The following is a 15,689-nucleotide window of genomic DNA, read 5'->3' on the forward strand; positions in this document are numbered from 1 at the left end:
CGTTTGCTGTTCGTCGGGTGGATCAGTCGTTGTCGACGATGGTGCCGACGGCGACCGGGTCGGCCAGGCGCAGCCCCGGCACCCCGGCGACCAGGAGGGTGAACGTCTCGGTCCCCTCCTTCTTGCGGTCACCGCGCACCTGCACGGTGAACTCGACCGTCGTCTCGCCGGCCGGGAGCGTGCGGCAGCCGGCGTACGGGGCGAAGTCGGCTCCCTGCTTGGCGGTGCCGCTGACCGCGGCCGCGCAGATCAGCACCGGCTGTGACAGCGGCCGGGAGACCGTGGCGGTGAAGGTCAGCGGCGTGGTGCCCTTGTCACCCTCGACCACCGTGGCGTCGGCGACGCTCAGCGACGCCCGGGAGCGGAACCGGGCCACCTGCGGGTCGTGGTCGCTGGAACCGCGCGACCCGTCCGCGGCGTGGTTCGCCGGCCAGTCGGCGTTGATGTGCGCCGCCCGCATCTCGATCAGGTCGCCGTGCAGTGCGGCGTTGACGAAGAGGTGGTCGAGCGTCTGGGCATGCCCCTCGAAGCTGTACGAGTACGCCGCCGACGGCGCGTCGGCCAGCAGGTCGTCCCAGAGGTTGCGCAGCCCGGCGTCGTAGAGCGGCCCGAGCTGATCCGACGGGGTCGGGTTCGCGCCGGTGGCGATCGGGTCGTCGGGGCGGGGGAAGACGTTCAGGTCCCCGCCGTAGACCACCCGGGCGTTGCCGTCGGCCGCTTCGATGGCGTCGACGATCGCCGCGCCGTACGCGGCCTGTTCCCGCCGCTGTCCGACCCGGCTGTCCGGTCCGGAGGAGAAGTGGTTGCTGACCGCCCAGAGCGTGTAGTGCTCGCGGGCGCCCGGCGCCACCGCCACGGTGAACTTGCCGACCTGCGGCGCGCGGGTGTAGACGTTCGGCCCGTCGGTGCCGGTGGAGCGGTCAACGTCGGCGGGCAGCTGCGCGTTGAGCGACTTCGGGTTCTGCACGTCGGCGTTGACCGGCAGCCCCGCAGCCCGGTACTGCACGGCCGGCTCGCTGCCGAGCACCGCGTCGGAGGCGACCGCCTCGGCCAGTGAGATCCGGTCGGTGCGGTACATGAACGCCGAGGTGATGCCGCGGGCGTCCGCGCCGGTGCGGTCGTACGCCGCGGCGTACGCCGGGCCGCCGGCGGCGGTGACCGCCAGTGCCAGCTCCTGGAGGGTGTCCGGTGCGCCGTCGGCGTTGTCGGTGGTGCCGCAGCTCATCGCGCCGTCGACGACGGTGCAGATGTCCTGGTCCTCGGCCTCCTGCACCAGGATCAGGTCGGGGGCGTGCAGGTCGGTGACGATCTGGTCGGCCAGGTTGCCGAGCTGCTCGTTGTAGGCGGCCTCGCTGGCCGGCACGTAGTCGAAGGGCGGGCTCACCCCGGTGCAGCCGGAGTTGCCGGTGAAGTCGCAGCCGTCGAAGGGGTCGTCGCGGTAGTCGTAGAGGTTCTCCACGTTGTACGCGGCGATCGCGATCTCCTGGCTGCGCTTCGCCGGCTGCGGCGGGTGGTTCGCCGACGGGTCCGCCCCGGCGGTGAATTCGGCGCTCTCCACCTGGATGCCGAACTTCTCGAACGAGTAGTACAGCCCGCCCACCGCGTCAGTGGTCAGCGTGTCGAAGGTGCGTACCGGCGGCAGCAGGGTGGCGCTGTCACCGGTGGTCGCCTTGACCCCCATGCTGCCGAGCATGATCCGCTGGCCGTTGCCGTCGTCGAAGCCGCGGCTCGGGTCGTTGTCCAGCGGGTGGGTGTCGCGGAAGACCCGCCGGGCGTACGCGTCGGTGCGCTCCAGCAGCGGGTCGTCCCGGTCCACCAGCCACAGCTCCGAGTCGGCGGTGGAGGCGAAGACCGCCCGGCCGCTGACCGCGCCGCTGCCGGCGCGCACCCGCAGCCGGGCGCCCTCGTGCCGCTCCCAGAAGCGTTCCGCGTCGGCCAGTTCGGCCGGCGGCACCGCGTCGGTCACCTCGACGACCGTGTCGACGTCCAGATCGGAGGCGAGCTTGCGCACCAGTGAGGCGCCGGAGAGCTGGGTCATGTTGTAGTACTCCGACACCCGCGCCCGCAGCACCACCTCGTCGCCGACGGCCGGCGTGTAGCCGCCGATCAGTGACGTGAAGCCGCCCATGAAGACGAAGATGCCGTCGGAGCTGGCCGGGTCGCCGTCGGTCTCGCCGAGACGGCTCTGCAGGAAGAAGCCGTGCTGGGCGGCGCCGGCCGAGGTCCGGGCCAGCGTCTTCTGCGTGATCACGCCGCGGACGTCGTGGTACTCGCTGCTGCTGCCGTTGCCCGACGCCGGGGCGAGCGGCGAACGGTCCGCCAGCGGCGACTCGTCGTCGCTGGTCGGGCCCTGGACCTGGCCGACGGTGAGCACGCCCGCGACCTTCACCGGCAGGGTGCAGGTGGCGGTGGCGCCCTCGGCGTCGGTTGCGGTCACGGTGACCGCGTACGAGCCGGCCGGCAGGTCAGCGGCCGCGGTGATCGTCGCGGTCGCGGTGCCGCCCGTCTGGTCGCCGGGGGTGAATCCGGTACGGCTGATGGACCCGGTCGCCGGGGACACCGCAGTCACGGCGAGGTCGACGATCGTGTCGTCAGGATCGGTCGCGGTCACCTGCGTGCTGCCGCTCTCACCTTCGGAGACGGTCAGCGGGGCGCACGTCAGCGTCGCCGGGCGGTCCACGGGGCCCCCGCCGAAGAAGGTGTGCCGTCCCAGGTCATCGAAGGTGTCGGCCGGGAAACCCTCCCACTGTGCGGCCAGGTCCACCGCGTCGGCCGGGTCGGTGTCACCGGCGGCGACCGTCGGCAGCCGGCGCAGCGTGTTGTCGGCGGTGCTGAGCAGGCCACTGCCCCACTCGCTGCCCGGGTCGACGCCGACCTGGCCGATGGAGTCCAGCACCGTCTCGCCCTTGACCAGGACGATCGCGTCGTCGCCGTTGAAGAGGCCGGTGCCGGTGGTCTGGTCGGCTTCGGCCAGGATCGCCGCGCCGGCCGACGCCGAGGCGAAGACGAAGACGTCCCCGGGGGCCACCGTGCCGGTCAGCGGGAAGGCCGTCGAGTTGGTGGAGCCGTTGAAGTGGACCCGCAGCCGGTAGTCGCCGGCGGCCAGGTCGATCGGGGCTCCGGTGCCGTTGTAGAGCTCGATCGCCTTGTTGTTCGACGATCCCTCCACGTACTCGGAGATGAACAGGTCACCGGCGGCGACATCGGCTGCGGCGGGTGCGCCGAGCAGCGTCAGTGTCACCGCACCGGTGGTCGCGAGCGCGGCTAGTCTGCGGCGCGTACGCATGGGGCCTCCACGATGGGCGGATGGGACGTGCGGGCCGGGCGAGGGTGTGCGACGGCGTGCAGTACCCGACAAAGGTGAACGTAGATTAAGCCCCGTTGAGCCGGTGGACCAGGTCGGCCACGTCCACGCCGTACTCCCACCACTCGCGGTCGGGCTGGAAGCCGAGCTCGGCGTTGACCTGGCGCATCGCGACGTTCTCCGGCGCGTTCCAGGTCTGCACCTCGGCCAGCGCCGGCTCGGCGGCCCGCAGCTCCAGCAACATCCGAGCCTTGATCGCCCGGTCGATGCCGCGGCCCTGGTGGGCGCGGGCGACGATGGTGTCGTACTGGTCGGCGCGGGTCGGGTGCTGGGCCGGCACCACGACCTCGGTGAGACCCACGACCGCCCCGCTGGCGGTGTGCCGGGCCAGCACGATGTACGGCCGCATGCCGCGCCGCCGCAGGCAGTCGATGCTGTCGCGCAGCCGCTGCGGGTCGTACGAGCTGGGGCGCAGGTCCGGGTCGCCGTCGTCGTCGCGGGCCTCCGCCTTGGCCTGCGTGTACGCCTCGATCAGCGGCTCCGGGGGACTGTCGGGGTGGAACTGCACCTCGTACTCCGGGTCGAGGCCGGCGGCGAGCTTTTCGATCCGTACCCAGTCGACGTTGGCGAAGCGCAGCACCCCGCGGATCTCCAGGAACTGCCGTTCGAAGCCGAGCGACTCGTAGAACCCGGTCGCCGGGGTGCCCCCCACCACTTCGGCCCCCAGCCAGCGGAAGCCCTCCTGGTAGGTGCGGCGGGCCGCCACCTCGAGCAGATCCCGGGCCAGCCCGAGCCGGCGCGCGGCGGGGTGCACCAGGACCTCGATCACTCCGATGTCCCCCAGCAGCAGGACGTTGCCGTAGCCGAGTAGCGCCGGGGAACCGTCGGCCGGTTCGCCCTGGGCGATCCAGGAGATGCGCCGCGAGCCCGGCATCACTTCGGCGAGATACCCCCGTAGTTCGCCGTCGCGCCACGGTGGATCATCCGGAAGATCGGCCGTCCACGCCGCGTTCAAGGTCTCCAGCAGCTGGCTGATCTCGGCGGACGAAGCGGTCCTGGGGTCCCACTCGCGCACCATCACCCGTCTAGCTTGCCGCTAACGGCGGCCGGGCGAAAGGGGACGTCACGTCAAAGTAGGCGAACCGTCACCTCACGTACGGCTCGCGGTGCCGTACTCGTTGCTCTTGTCGAAGACGTCCTGGGCGTACTGGCCGACGTCGTTGTAGGAGAGGATGGCGTTCCACCAGTCCGCGGCTACCGTGAGGTTCCGCCCGCTCTGGCAGAGGTAGTTGCCGGCGGCGAGGGCGGCGTCGTCGAGGTCGTGCGGGTTGCGCCACCCGTCGTTGTCGGCGTCGATGGCCATCAACTCCCAGGTGGTCGGGATGAACTGCATCGGCCCCACCGCCCGGTCGTAGCTGCTGTCCTGGTCCAGCCGGCCCTCGTCGGTGTCCGTGATGCGCTGGGTGCCGCCCTGGCCGTTGAGCTGCGGGCCGATGATCTCCGGGGTGACGACGCCGTCTGGCTGCAGCCGCGCCCCGTTGGCCTGGCCGTGCCGGGACTCCACCCAGCCGATCGCGGCGAGCGTGGGCCAGGTCAGGGCGCAGCCCGGGGTGGTGTGGTTGAGCACCAGTTCGGCGTAGCCGTAGGCCTGCAGTGCCACCGGGTCGATGCCGACCTTCGGGGAGAGCTGCCGGGCCCAGTCGGCGAGCACGTCGGCCGGGCGGCCGGTGGGCAGCGGCGCCGCGGTCGCGGTGACCTCCGGTCCGGGGGTGGGCGGCAGCGCGAGTCCCGGCGCGGGCGCGGCCGGGAAGGGGGCTTCGGTGGCGGTGGGGGCGGCGGTCACCGTCCCGGCGAGGGTCTGCGGGACCAGCAGCGCGCCGGAGGCGCCGGTGAGCGCGACCAGCAGGAACAGGAAGAGCCCGGGTACGACGACACGCCCGTGCGGCTGCCGGGACCAGCTGCGCAGCGCCGGCCCGAGGCGCCGAGGGTTACGCAGCGCCGGGAAGCGGCGGCGGCTGCCCTCGGCCGCGGTGCCGGTGTCCGAGGCAGGCGCCGGCGGCTGCTTGGCCGCGGTGCCGCTGTCCGAGGCAGGCGCCGGCGGCTGCTTGGCCGCGGTGCCGGTGTCCGAAGCAGGCGCCGGCGGCTGCTTGGCCGTGCTGTCCGTGCCGGCTGCTCTCCCGGGCGCAGCGGGACGCAGGGTTCGCTTCGCCGGTCCGTGCTCAGGTTCCGCCACGTGTCGAGTATCGCCCATCTGTCCCGCGCGCAGGAGAGGGTCTTACCCTGTGCCCATGCCCCGGTACAAGTTCCGCTGCCACACCTGCGACGACGTCTTCGAGATCGACCGGCCGATGGCCCGGGCGAGCGAGCCGGCCAACTGTCCACAGGGACACGCCGAGACCCTCAAACTCCTCTCCACCGTCGCGCTGACCGGCCGCGCCGGCGCCACTGGGCCTGCCGCGCCCGCCGGTGGCTGCTGCGGTGGCGCCTGCGGCTGCTGAGGCGGTTCGGCCACTTCCCGGCCCGGCTGGGCGTACCGCCGGAATTGCCACCTTCATTGGTACCTTGGTGCTGTTTTTCGCCACCCGTTTTCACGATGCGTGACGGGCCGGTGCTGATGGAGTATTGACCCCGACGTGGGGGGAGGTCCACCGATGACGTCACGGATCGCCCTTCCCAGCGGGTTGGTGACCTTTGTGTTCACCGACATCGAGGGTTCCACCCGGTTGAGCCGGCGCCTTGGGGCCGACTACCGGGTGCTGCTGGGGGCACACCGGCGGCTGCTGCGCGCCGCGCTCGCCGAGGCCGACGGGGCGGAGTTGCTGACCGAGGGCGACTCGTTCTTCCTGGCCTTCGCCGACGCCCGCGCCGCGCTCGCCGCCTGCCTGGCCGCCCAGCGCTCCCTCGCCGCCTACGACTGGCCGGACCCGCAGACCCCACCACGGGTACGGATGGGTCTGCACACCGGTTGGGCCGAGCCGTCCGGCGGGGAGTACGTCAGCCCCGAGGTGCACCGGGCCGCCCGGATCGCCGCGGCCGCGCACGGCGGGCAGGTGCTCTGCTCCGCCGACACCGCCCGGCACGCCGGCCCGCTCCCGGACGGCGTGCATCTGCTCGACCTCGGCCTGCACCGGCTGCGCGGCTTCGACGAACGTGAACGGCTCTTCCAGGTCGCCGCCGAGGGGCTGGAGCGGGACTTCCCCCGGCCGCGTACCGAGGACGCCTCCGCGCACAATCTGCCGACCGAGGTCAGCTCCTTCATCGGCCGCGAGGCCGAACAGGTCGAACTCGGCCGGCTGCTCGGGGCGTACCGGCTGGTGACGGTGCTCGGCGCCGGCGGGGCGGGCAAGACCCGGCTGGCGGTGCGGGTCGCCGGAAGTGTCGTCGACTCCTATCCGGACGGCGTCTGGTTCGTCGACATCGCCGGCGTGACCGACCCCGGTCTGGTCGCGTTCGCCGTCGCCGGGGTACTGGGGATACGTCCCGAGCCGGGCCGGCCGGTGGCGCAGACCCTGGTGGAGTACGTGGCAGCCCGGCGGATGCTGATCGTTGTCGACACCTGCGAAGCGCAGCCGGCCGCCTGCGCCGAACTGATCGCCGGGCTGCTCGCCGGCGCCGGCGGAGTGCGGGTGCTGGCAACCAGCCGGGAGGCGCTCGGCATCCCCGGCGAGCTGATCTGGCGGATCCCCCCGCTCTCGGTCGAACCGGGACCCGAGGGGGCCGAGAGCGACGCCATCGCGCTGCTGCTGGACCGCACCGCGGCGGCGCGCGGCGGCCGGCGCCCCGCTGCCGACGAGGCCGCCGACCTGCTCCGGGTGGTGTCCCGGCTGGACGGGCTGCCGCTGGCCATCGAGCTCGCGGCCGCGCGGCTGCGGGTGCTCTCCGCCGGTCAGCTCGCCGAACGCCTCGATGACCTCCTCGGCGCGCTCGACGTGGGCGACGAGACCGCCGACACCAGCTACGCCGCCAGCCAGCTGGAGACCGTCCAGCTCTCGGCCCGGCAGATCGCCGCCCAGCGGGCAACCCGCGGCGAGCAGCGCGGAGTCGGCCACCGCCACGCCACCATGCAGGCCACGGTCACCTGGTCGTACCGGACGTTGAGCCCGGCCGCCGCCCGGCTGCTGCGCCTGCTGACGGTCTTCGCCGGACCGGTGCAGCTGGGCACCGTCGAGTGGCTGCTGCGGGCCGACCCCGTGCAGCCGCTCTCGGTGCTGGTCGACAAGTCAATGTTGATCGTGGAACCGGGCCGGTCCGGGAACACCTTCCGGATGCTGGACCCGATCCGGGCGTACGCGGGGCGGCTGCTCGCCGACGAGGGGGAGGAGCAGGCCGCCCGGGACCGGCACGTGGCCTGGTCGGAGCAGGCGCTGCGCCGGGCCTGCCGAGGGCCGGACGGACTGCCCGTCACACTCTCGCTCTACGCCCTGGACCCGCTCGCCGACGAGGTACGCGCCGCACTGCACTGGACGGCGGTCGGCGGCTCCGCCCGAGCCGGGCTGCGGCTGGCGGGCGGGCTGGAGCACTGGTGGCGGGAGCGGGGCCTGGCGCGGGAGGGGCGGCTCTGGCTGTTCCGCCTCTACGGCCGCGTCGCCGAGACCGGTGAGCGCATCCCGCAGGCCGAGCTCGCCGCGGCGTACCACCTGCATTCGCTGCTGGCCGGCGCTGACGGCGAGTACGCCGAGGAGCTGCGCTTCTCCCAGCGGGCCGAGGCGGCCGCCCGGCTCGCCGGCGACGCCGGGCTGCTCGCCGAGGTGGTCGCGGGCCGGGCCGCGCCGCTGATCGACATGGGGCGGCACGACGAGGCGGAGGAGGTCTGCCGCGAGGTCATCGACTGGGCGGGGGAGCAGGGGGTGGCCGCGGACGCGTTCTTCGCCGTCTGCAACCTGGCCGCCCTGCTCTGGCGCCGGGGCGCGCTCGACGAGGCCGCGGTGCTGCTCGGCGGGGCGCGTGCGCTGGAGGCGGGGCACCCGGCCGGCCGCGGTCAGCGGTTGCTGGACATGCTGCTCGGCATGGTGGCGCTCGGCCGCGACGACCTCGTCGCCGCGCACGACCACCTGGTGGTGGCGCTGCGCTCGCGGATGAACCACGGCTTCCACAGTCAGGCCTGCGACACGCTCAAGGCGCTGGCGGTGCGCTGCGCCGCGGGCGGGGCGCCGCTGGTCGCGGCCCGGCTCTTCGGCGCCGCGCACTCCACCGCCTCGGCGCTGCGGGCCGAGCCGGGGATCTTCGGCGACTACTGGCGGCAGTGGCAGAGCGCACTGCGCGAGCAGCTCGGCGAGGCGGCGTTCGACGAGGCGTACCGGATCGGCAGTGAGTTGCGGATCGAGGAGGCGGTGGCGCTCGCCGTGGCGATGGAGCACCCCGACCTGGCGGGGCGATCGCGGGAGGTGGCCGAGATCACCGAGGCTCAGGCGGTGGCGGCGTGGAGCGCGGCGACCCGCACCAGCGCGCCCATCCTGCCGCGCGGCGCCCCGTCGGGGCCGAGCGCCTCGCCGACGACCCAGAGCCACTCGTTGTCGTAGTAGCGCGACAGATCGGGGCGCAGCTGCTCGACCCGCAGAGTCAGGCGCCGTTCGCCGCAGCGCCAGTCCTCCTTGTCCAGGGTGAGCACGTGGCCGGCGGGGATGTCCGGAATCGTGGGTTCAGCGCTCACCGGCACCTCCGCGGCAGTCCAGGAATTGATCAATGTTATCGATACCACAATCCCAGAAGAGTCGATCGGTGTGACCCGGTGAGGTATGGGTTTTTCCGCTATCCGCAACCCGGGGATAACATCCCAACTGGTGAGAAGTCCGAGGTCGGTGGCGCGCGGCGACGGGAACGCGCCCTGGTGAGAGCCGGATTGGGCCACGACCCGCCGGGGTAGCAGCACCGGGCAGCAGGGCCCGCGCAAGCCGCGCCAGGAGGTGGAGATGTCGCTGCTGCAGACAAAGCCGGTCGCCGATGTGATCGCCCAGTCCTCCGGCGAAGGCGGGGCCGACGGTCACCAGTTGCGCCGCCGGCTCGGCGCCAAGGACCTGACCGGCTTCGGAATCGGCCTGGTCATCGGTACCGGGATCTTCACCCTCACCGGACTGCAGGCCCGCGACAACGCCGGCCCGGCCGTGGTGATCTCGTTCGCGATCGCCGGCGCCGTCGCCCTGCTCGCCGCCTTCTGCTACGCCGAACTCGCCGCCAGCGTGCCGACCGCCGGCAGCGCCTACACCTACGCGTACGCGACCATGGGCGAGCTCGCCGCCTGGATCATCGGCTGGGACCTGCTGCTGGAGTTCGCGCTCGGCGCCGCTGTCGTCTCCCGCGGCTGGTCCGGCTATCTGGCGCAGCTCTTCGGGCTCCCCACCGCCTGGTTCGGTGAGGAGGGGAGCATCGTCAACGTCGGCGCCATCGCCATCGTCCTGCTGCTCGGCGCGGTCGCCACCATGGGCATCCGCCAGTCCGCCCGGATCACCAACGTCCTGGTCGTGGTCAAGGTGGTGATCTGCGTCTTCGTGATCGTCGCCGGCGCGTTCTTCGTCTCCGCCGCGAACCTCACCCCGTTCATCCCGGCCGGACAGGACCCGCCCCCCGGTGAATCCGGTCTCGCCCAGCCACTGACGCAGCTGCTCTTCGGGCTGGAGCCGTCGGTCTTCGGCATCGCCGGCGTCCTCGCCGCCGCGGCGGTGGTCTTCTTCGCGTACACCGGCTTCGAGGCGGTGGCGAACCTGGGGGAGGAGACCAAGCGACCCGGCCGGGACCTGCCGCTCGGCCTGCTCGGCACCCTCGTCATCTCCGCCCTGCTCTACGTCGGCGTCTCGCTGGTGCTGGTCGGCATGGTCGACTACCGGGAGATCGACCGGGGCGCCCCGATCGCCGCCGCCTTCGCCAGCGTCGGCGCCGACTGGGCGGCGGTCCTGGTCGCCGTCGCCGCCGTGGCCGGACTGACCAGCGTGATGCTGGTGGAACTGGTCGCGATGGGCCGGATCGGCTTCGCCATCGCCCGCGACGGACTCCTCCCGCCGCGGCTGGGCGCGGTGCACCCGCGCTGGGGAACGCCGTACCGGGTCACCATGATCATGTCCGTCGCTGTCGCGCTGCTCGCCGGCTTCCTGCCGCTGTCGGCGCTGGCCGACCTGGTCAGCATCGGCGCGCTCTTCGCCTTCGTGATCGTGTCGCTGGCGGTGCCGTGGCTGCGGCGTACCCGCCCGGACCTCAACCGCCCCTTCCGGGTGCCGCTCTCCCCGGTGCTGCCGATCGCCTCCGCGCTGGCCTGCGTCTACCTGATGCTCAACCTCTCCGGCGAGACCTGGCTGCGCTTCCTGGCCTGGCTGCTGATCGGAATGCTGATCTACTTCGCCTACGGCCACCGCCACAGTCGCCTGACTCTCGCCCGCAACGCCGCTTCCGCCGCCGGTCCGGGTGCCGGCTCGCCCATCCCCGCACCTGCACCCCGCACTGATTCCGCTCCGGGCTCCTCCGGTCCCGCCGGTCCCGCCGGCTCCTCCCGGGCCACCGCGCCCGCCGCACCTGGGGCCGAAGACGAAGATCGTTAGTTGATTTCCGGTGCTCCGACAGGGTGGGAGCACCGGAAATCAACTAACGATCATGATTTGCCGCTGTGGTCAGTCGAAGAAGCGGGCCAGGTGGGTAGGGTCGGGGTCGGGATCGGTGGCGGTCAGCGGGGTCAGGTCGGCGAAGATCGAGGCGCCGTCACAGCCGGCGTGCAGCGGGTGCCAGCGCGGGGTACCGGGGGCGCGGCCGCAGATGCCCTTGAAGGTCTGCACGTCGAGCAGGCGTACGTGTGTCGGGTCGGCGACCGCGTTGACGTGCCCCCACCATGGGCTCATCACGTGCAGCACACCGCCGGGGCGCAGCACCCGGTGCGCCTCGTCGACCAGGGGCAGGAAGTCCGTCAGATGTTCCAGGATGTGCACCGCGAAGAGAACGTCCACCGAGTTGTCGGCCAGCGGCAGCGAACCGGAGAGGTCCGCCACCGCGTCGACACCTGGCGCGGCGCGCAGGTCCAGCCCGAGGTTGCCCGGGTACTGCTTCTGCGGACCGCAGCCAAGGTCGACAACCACCGGCTCGCGTCCCTCGACGGCGATCCGGCACCAGACGCCGAGCACGCCCGCCAGCTGCCCGACCCGTTCGCGTACGAAGCGCAGCTCCTGCGGCGTGGCGACCGTACCGGTCAGGTGGGCGACGCCCCGGTCGAAGCGGACCTGCACGTCGAGGTCGCGCAGCCGCGGGTCGTGCCGGGCGCGGTCGTCCCAGGCGCCCTGCAGGAAATCGTCGATCGCCCGCAGCCGCTGAGCCGAGGGCGCCGCCAGTGCCAATGCGACCATCAGGTCACCTCCCGCGCGCCCATACCCCGGGCCTGCGCCGTTACACCTGCCCGTCCGCGCACCAGGCGCCCGAATCCGGTCCGGAAACCACACCGGGTACGGGGATCCGCCGATTGGCGGCGGCACCAAGCGGGGAGACTGATGCGGTGGTGACGACTCTGGCCATCGACTGCGGTGGTGGCGGGATCAAAGCGTCGGTGCTCGACGGCGCCGGGACGATGCGGGCCCGGCCGATCCGGGTGCCGACGCCGTACCCGCTGCCGCCTGCGCTCTTCGTCAAGACGCTGCTGGCGCTCGGCGGGCAGCTGCCCCCGGCCGACCGGGCCACGGTGGGGATGCCCGGCATGCTGCGGCACGGCGTCGTGGTCGCCACCCCGCACTACGTGACCCGTGCCGGGCCGCGCAGCCGCGTCGATGCGGACCTGGTCACGGAGTGGAGCGGATTCGACGTACGCGGGGCGCTCTCGGACGCCTTCGGGGTGCCCGTGCTGGTGCTCAACGACGCCGAGGTGCACGGCGCCGGAGTGGTCGCCGGCACCGGACTGGAGCTGGTGCTGACCCTCGGCACCGGGCTGGGCTGCGCGCTCTTCGACGGTGGGCGGCTCGCCCCGCACCTGGAGCTCTCCCAGGCCCCGGTGCGCTGGGGGACCAGCTACGACACCTACATCGGGGAGACCGAGCGGCGGCGGCTCGGCGACGCGTTCTGGTCCCGCCGGGTCCGTACGGTGGTCGACACCCTGCGGCCGGTCTTCTGCTGGGACCGGCTCTATCTCGGCGGCGGCAATTCGCGGCTGATCCGCGCCGAGCAGGTCGCGAAGATGGGCGACGACGTGGTGGTGGTGCCGAACACCGCCGGGATCGTCGGCGGGGTACGAGCCTGGTCACTGGTGGACTGACAGCAGCCGATCATGGCGCTGGCGCTGCGTTGGCGGTGGCGTGGACGAGGCGCCGGCGGTGGTCGCGTCGCGGGTTCGAAAGCTGTCCGGTCGGTCGAGGAACACTCGCGCGTGCTGCGTTGTTTGTGCGAGCGTCGGAGTGTTCCGACAAGTGAGGGAGGTGGGCTCGATGGATCTTCTCGCGGAGTACCGGCGGGCGGAGATGTACTTCGAGGCCGGCGACGCCAGCAGCGCCGCCCGGCTGCTGGAGCCGATCGTGGCCGCCGAGCCGGGCAACACCTCGGTGCGGCAGCTGCTGGCCCGGGCCTACTTCCAGTCCGCGCAGCTCACCCGCGCCGAGGAGCAGCTGCGGACGCTGGTCGACCAGAACCCGGCCGACCACTACGCCCACCACGTGCTGGGGCGCACCCTGGAGCGGCAGAACCGTCCCGCCGACGCCCTGCGCCACCTGCGCATCGCCGCGGCCATGTACGCCGACAACGACGACTACCGGGTCGCGCTCGACCGGGTGCAGACTCGCGTGGGCGGCCGGCGCTGAGCGGGCAGTAGCCCGCCGAGCACCTTGATAGCCGGCGTCCCCGACCGGGGGCGCCGGCTATCGCTCTTCGCGGACCCGACCGCAGCCGACCCACGTGCGGTCTGCCTGCGTCCGGTCTGCCTGCGTCCGGTCTGCCCGCGTCCGGTCTGCCCGTCCGGTCTTCCCGTCCGGTCTGCCTGCGCACGGTTCTTCCGCGTACGGTCGCCGGGAGGCGCGGTCCGGCCCGGCCTACGATTGGCCGGTCACGGGAGCCGGGGGTGCGCGATGAAGCTGAAGCTGGACCTGCACGACATCTACAACCGTGGGCAGGACATCGACCGGGCGCTGCGCGGCATCATCGACGAGGCGGTGGCGAAGAAGGCCACCCTCGTGGAGATCATCCCCGGCAAGGGCTCCGGCCAGCTCAAGAAGCGGGTGCTGCGGTTCCTGGACCAGAAGGAGATCAAGCAGATCTACCACCGGGTGGAGAAGGACTCCAAGAACTTCGGCCGCCTCTTCATCCACTTCCGCTGGAAGTAGCGTCCGTCATCCGGTCGCCAACGTCGTGATCCCGTACCGGGTCGCGGGACGTGTGGCGGGCGGGCGGCGGGACTCTCTTGATCAGGGCACGGAGGCCCTCGGTGCGGGCATTCGGCTGTTAGTTTTGGCTTATGACCCTTGTGGCGCGGATCGTGTACCTCGTGGTTCTGGCCGGCCTTCTTGTGCTGGGTTTTGTCCTCGATCCTCCTTTTTGGACGGGTGCCGCAATCGGCGTCGCGGCAATGACGCCGGTGGTGCTCATCGATTTCCTGGCGGCGCGGTCGAGGCGGGGCCGCCGGGAATCGCTGGCGGCTCAGAACCGGTAGGCGGACCACCGCCACCATAAAGTGTCTCTTGTGCAGCCCGCGCCTCGCGGCGATCGTCGAAGCGGCCCGCTCCTAGCCCGGCCGGCAACGCGAGCGCAGCTGCGGCGGGTGCCGTCCCCGTGAGGTGGCACCCGCCGTCGTGCAGAACACCCACCGCGGCCGGGGCCACGGCGGCTGCGATCAGGAGCAGCGGACTCGTACGGGCCCGCAGGCCCAGGGCCGGCAGACGCGGGGTGTCAGCGCCCCTGCCGGACGCGTCTGGGAGGCAATACCGAGCGGAGCCTGGCGACGCCTGCGCTGTAGTCGGAGATGTCGGTGACGCAGCCGTGGCCGGTGTGTGCGAGCAGGTGCCTTCCGCCCTGTTCGATCAGGAGCGCGTCGGCCAGCGGCACCGTGTGCACGTTCCCGTCGCCGTCCACAATGGCGGCGCTGTCGGAGCTGATGATCAGGGCTCCTTTGGAGCGGAGCCGTTTGAGCATCGGGGGCCGGTAAACCTGACCGGAGGGGCGCCCGCTGCTGCGGGGACATGTCTGCTCGACCGCGCCGGGCAGTGCAGGTCGTGTCCCGTGCGGGACGACCATCATCGCGGAGGAGAACCATCCGGCCATCACGTCCCGGGCCTGCGCTGCGGTGAACCGGAGCAGGCGGTCCATCGGATCCGGCGACGGGATGAATCCGGGCGTGCCCAACAGTTCCCACTCATCGGGGGAGCCCAGGATGCTGAAGGGCGGGATGCCGGCGGCGACGATTGCCTCGTCGAATGCCTCCTGGGTCGAGCCCTCGGCAACGAGGCGATAGAACTCGGCCCAGAGCGCGACCGGCTCGTCGATTTCGGCCTGGGCCGGGCCCTCCACAACCAGGCGTTGGAACTCGGCCCAGAGTACTTCCGCCGCGCCCGCCGTGTCCGAACCCGTTGTGTCCCTCGATGACGTGGGAAAGCCCAGCCCGTGCTCGTGCACGTCCGCGTCGTGCTCCAGGACCTCGGACTGGGCCGTGTGGGCGTACCCGGCGCGGCCCAGGGCCTCGTTGACGCGCGACGTCAGGATCCGCAGGAGCAGCTCCGTGGCCGGGTCGGGTCCGCCCAGGAACGCCAGCTGGACCCCGCCGACCTCGTCGGCGTACCAGATGGGGCCGGCCTGATGGCGGGCGGACGGCGTGAAACGGGTGACCTGTGGTCCGGGGGGCAAGGGGAGGCGCAGGTCCGGTGGCGCCGCGCCGCTCAGGGAGAGGACCGCGTTGCCGGTGGTGAAGAACGTCCGCACGTGCCGCCGGATGTCTTCGGCGGTGAAGAGCCGAGGATCCACCTCTGGCCAGCGGAGCAGGCCGGCGCCGCGCGCACCGTAGCGGCGGGCGAGCAGTGATCCGAAGGGGTTGAGCGGGCCGCGGCCGGTAACCCAGAGGTGCCGGTCACGGGAGGCGACGTCGGCCAGCGCGTCGGCGAGGTCCGCGGGCGGAAGGTTGTCGAGGACCGTGCAGATGGCGGCTACCTGCTCCACGACCTGCGCCGGAGACCCGGCCACGCCGCTGAAACCCGTATCGCCCATGCCGGTAATTTGGTCGTTGTCGTTCGCGGCGGATGGCTGTGCCCGCACCACCAGCTGCTGCACCACGTGGGTCAGGCCGATCGTGTCGAGGTCCTCGTCTCGGGGGTCGCAGCCGAAAGAAAGTCTCCCGGCCAGCGGGCCGGGAGACTCTCCTTCCGAGACGGTGGCCCCGTCGATCTCATGTCGTCGCATCCGCGGATCCTAAGCGGGCGGGTCAATCCGCCGCTGCCGATGCGACCTCCGC

Annotated in this window: 13 protein-coding genes; 7 read left to right on the forward strand and 6 right to left on the reverse strand. The window is 72.3% G+C overall.

All coding sequences use genetic code 11. The annotated features are described in order from the left end of the window. Window positions 1-22 precede the first annotated feature (22 nt). The 3 genes from ACK8GG_RS12610 to ACK8GG_RS12620 all read right to left on the reverse strand — a co-directional run bounded on the left by ACK8GG_RS12610 (window position 23) and on the right by ACK8GG_RS12620 (window position 5,537). A complete protein-coding gene (locus ACK8GG_RS12610) occupies window positions 23-3,286 on the reverse strand; it encodes a lamin tail domain-containing protein (protein ID WP_440356375.1) in 3,264 nt (1,087 codons plus the stop codon). 85 nt (window positions 3,287-3,371) lie between these two features. Next, complete coding sequence (locus ACK8GG_RS12615; RefSeq protein WP_440356426.1) at window positions 3,372-4,382, reverse strand: GNAT family N-acetyltransferase; 1,011 nt, start codon at window positions 4,380-4,382, stop codon at window positions 3,372-3,374. Between the two features lie 72 nt (window positions 4,383-4,454). Continuing rightward, on the reverse strand, window positions 4,455-5,537 hold the full coding sequence (locus ACK8GG_RS12620) for a lytic transglycosylase domain-containing protein (RefSeq protein ID WP_440356376.1): 1,083 nt from the start codon (window positions 5,535-5,537) through the stop codon (window positions 4,455-4,457). A gap of 55 nt (window positions 5,538-5,592) precedes the next feature. Here ACK8GG_RS12620 and ACK8GG_RS12625 point away from each other — a divergent pair, with 55 nt between their 5' ends. Together ACK8GG_RS12625 and ACK8GG_RS12630 are read left to right on the forward strand one after the other, a co-directional pair. Further along, a complete protein-coding gene (locus ACK8GG_RS12625; RefSeq protein ID WP_440349493.1) occupies window positions 5,593-5,802 on the forward strand; it encodes an FmdB family zinc ribbon protein in 210 nt (69 codons plus the stop codon). Window positions 5,803-5,955: 153 nt separating this feature from the next. Further along, window positions 5,956-8,823: an ATP-binding protein gene (locus ACK8GG_RS12630; RefSeq protein WP_440356377.1), complete on the forward strand. Its 2,868-nt coding sequence runs from the start codon at window positions 5,956-5,958 to the stop codon at window positions 8,821-8,823. Here ACK8GG_RS12630 and ACK8GG_RS12635 read toward each other — a convergent pair. Next, a complete protein-coding gene (locus ACK8GG_RS12635) occupies window positions 8,709-8,954 on the reverse strand; it encodes a hypothetical protein (protein WP_440349495.1) in 246 nt (81 codons plus the stop codon). The genes ACK8GG_RS12630 and ACK8GG_RS12635 overlap by 115 nt on opposite strands. 259 nt (window positions 8,955-9,213) lie before the next feature. Between ACK8GG_RS12635 and ACK8GG_RS12640 the strand changes: the two genes are divergently transcribed. Next, window positions 9,214-10,830 (forward strand): amino acid permease, encoded by a 1,617-nt coding sequence (locus ACK8GG_RS12640; RefSeq protein ID WP_440356378.1) that lies wholly within the window; start codon window positions 9,214-9,216, stop codon window positions 10,828-10,830. 69 nt (window positions 10,831-10,899) lie between these two features. Here ACK8GG_RS12640 and ACK8GG_RS12645 read toward each other — a convergent pair whose 3' ends face one another. Continuing rightward, window positions 10,900-11,622: a methyltransferase domain-containing protein gene (locus tag ACK8GG_RS12645; protein WP_440349497.1), complete on the reverse strand. Its 723-nt coding sequence runs from the start codon at window positions 11,620-11,622 to the stop codon at window positions 10,900-10,902. A gap of 146 nt (window positions 11,623-11,768) precedes the next feature. On the opposite strand from ACK8GG_RS12645, the gene ACK8GG_RS12650 reads away from it, so the two are divergent. The 4 genes from ACK8GG_RS12650 to ACK8GG_RS12665 all read left to right on the forward strand — a co-directional run bounded on the left by ACK8GG_RS12650 (window position 11,769) and on the right by ACK8GG_RS12665 (window position 13,901). After that, complete coding sequence (locus tag ACK8GG_RS12650) at window positions 11,769-12,518, forward strand: ROK family protein (protein ID WP_440349498.1); 750 nt, start codon at window positions 11,769-11,771, stop codon at window positions 12,516-12,518. Window positions 12,519-12,687: 169 nt separating this feature from the next. Beyond that, window positions 12,688-13,056: a tetratricopeptide repeat protein gene (locus tag ACK8GG_RS12655; protein WP_440349499.1), complete on the forward strand. Its 369-nt coding sequence runs from the start codon at window positions 12,688-12,690 to the stop codon at window positions 13,054-13,056. Window positions 13,057-13,320: 264 nt separating this feature from the next. Continuing rightward, complete coding sequence (locus ACK8GG_RS12660) at window positions 13,321-13,575, forward strand: Smr/MutS family protein (protein WP_440349500.1); 255 nt, start codon at window positions 13,321-13,323, stop codon at window positions 13,573-13,575. Between the two features lie 131 nt (window positions 13,576-13,706). Beyond that, window positions 13,707-13,901 carry a hypothetical protein gene (locus ACK8GG_RS12665; RefSeq protein WP_440356379.1) on the forward strand — a complete coding sequence of 65 codons (195 nt, stop codon included), beginning with the start codon at window positions 13,707-13,709 and terminating at the stop codon, window positions 13,899-13,901. A 236-nt stretch (window positions 13,902-14,137) separates the two neighbouring features. Here ACK8GG_RS12665 and ACK8GG_RS12670 read toward each other — a convergent pair whose 3' ends face one another. Continuing rightward, window positions 14,138-15,637, reverse strand: a complete 1,500-nt coding sequence (locus ACK8GG_RS12670; RefSeq protein ID WP_440356380.1) for a peptidase M16 family protein — start codon at window positions 15,635-15,637, stop codon at window positions 14,138-14,140. Window positions 15,638-15,689: the final 52 nt, after the last annotated feature.

The organism is Melissospora conviva (assembly GCF_049523535.1).
GTDB classification, from domain to species: Bacteria; Actinomycetota; Actinomycetes; order Mycobacteriales; family Micromonosporaceae; genus Melissospora; species Melissospora conviva.

What these genes read in the sequence shown, in the direction of transcription:
- ACK8GG_RS12670 (WP_440356380.1), bottom strand. Translation starts at nt 15,637, where the DNA reads ATGCGACGACATGAGATCGACGGGGCCACCGTCTCGGAAGGAGAGTCT.
- ACK8GG_RS12625 (WP_440349493.1), top strand. Translation starts at nt 5,593, where the DNA reads ATGCCCCGGTACAAGTTCCGCTGCCACACCTGCGACGACGTCTTCGAG.
- ACK8GG_RS12610 (WP_440356375.1), bottom strand. Translation starts at nt 3,286, where the DNA reads ATGCGTACGCGCCGCAGACTAGCCGCGCTCGCGACCACCGGTGCGGTG.
- ACK8GG_RS12640 (WP_440356378.1), top strand. Translation starts at nt 9,214, where the DNA reads ATGTCGCTGCTGCAGACAAAGCCGGTCGCCGATGTGATCGCCCAGTCC.
- ACK8GG_RS12645 (WP_440349497.1), bottom strand. Translation starts at nt 11,622, where the DNA reads ATGGTCGCATTGGCACTGGCGGCGCCCTCGGCTCAGCGGCTGCGGGCG.
- ACK8GG_RS12655 (WP_440349499.1), top strand. Translation starts at nt 12,688, where the DNA reads ATGGATCTTCTCGCGGAGTACCGGCGGGCGGAGATGTACTTCGAGGCC.
- ACK8GG_RS12665 (WP_440356379.1), top strand. Translation starts at nt 13,707, where the DNA reads ATGACCCTTGTGGCGCGGATCGTGTACCTCGTGGTTCTGGCCGGCCTT.
- ACK8GG_RS12630 (WP_440356377.1), top strand. Translation starts at nt 5,956, where the DNA reads ATGACGTCACGGATCGCCCTTCCCAGCGGGTTGGTGACCTTTGTGTTC.
- ACK8GG_RS12660 (WP_440349500.1), top strand. Translation starts at nt 13,321, where the DNA reads ATGAAGCTGAAGCTGGACCTGCACGACATCTACAACCGTGGGCAGGAC.
- ACK8GG_RS12615 (WP_440356426.1), bottom strand. Translation starts at nt 4,382, where the DNA reads ATGGTGCGCGAGTGGGACCCCAGGACCGCTTCGTCCGCCGAGATCAGC.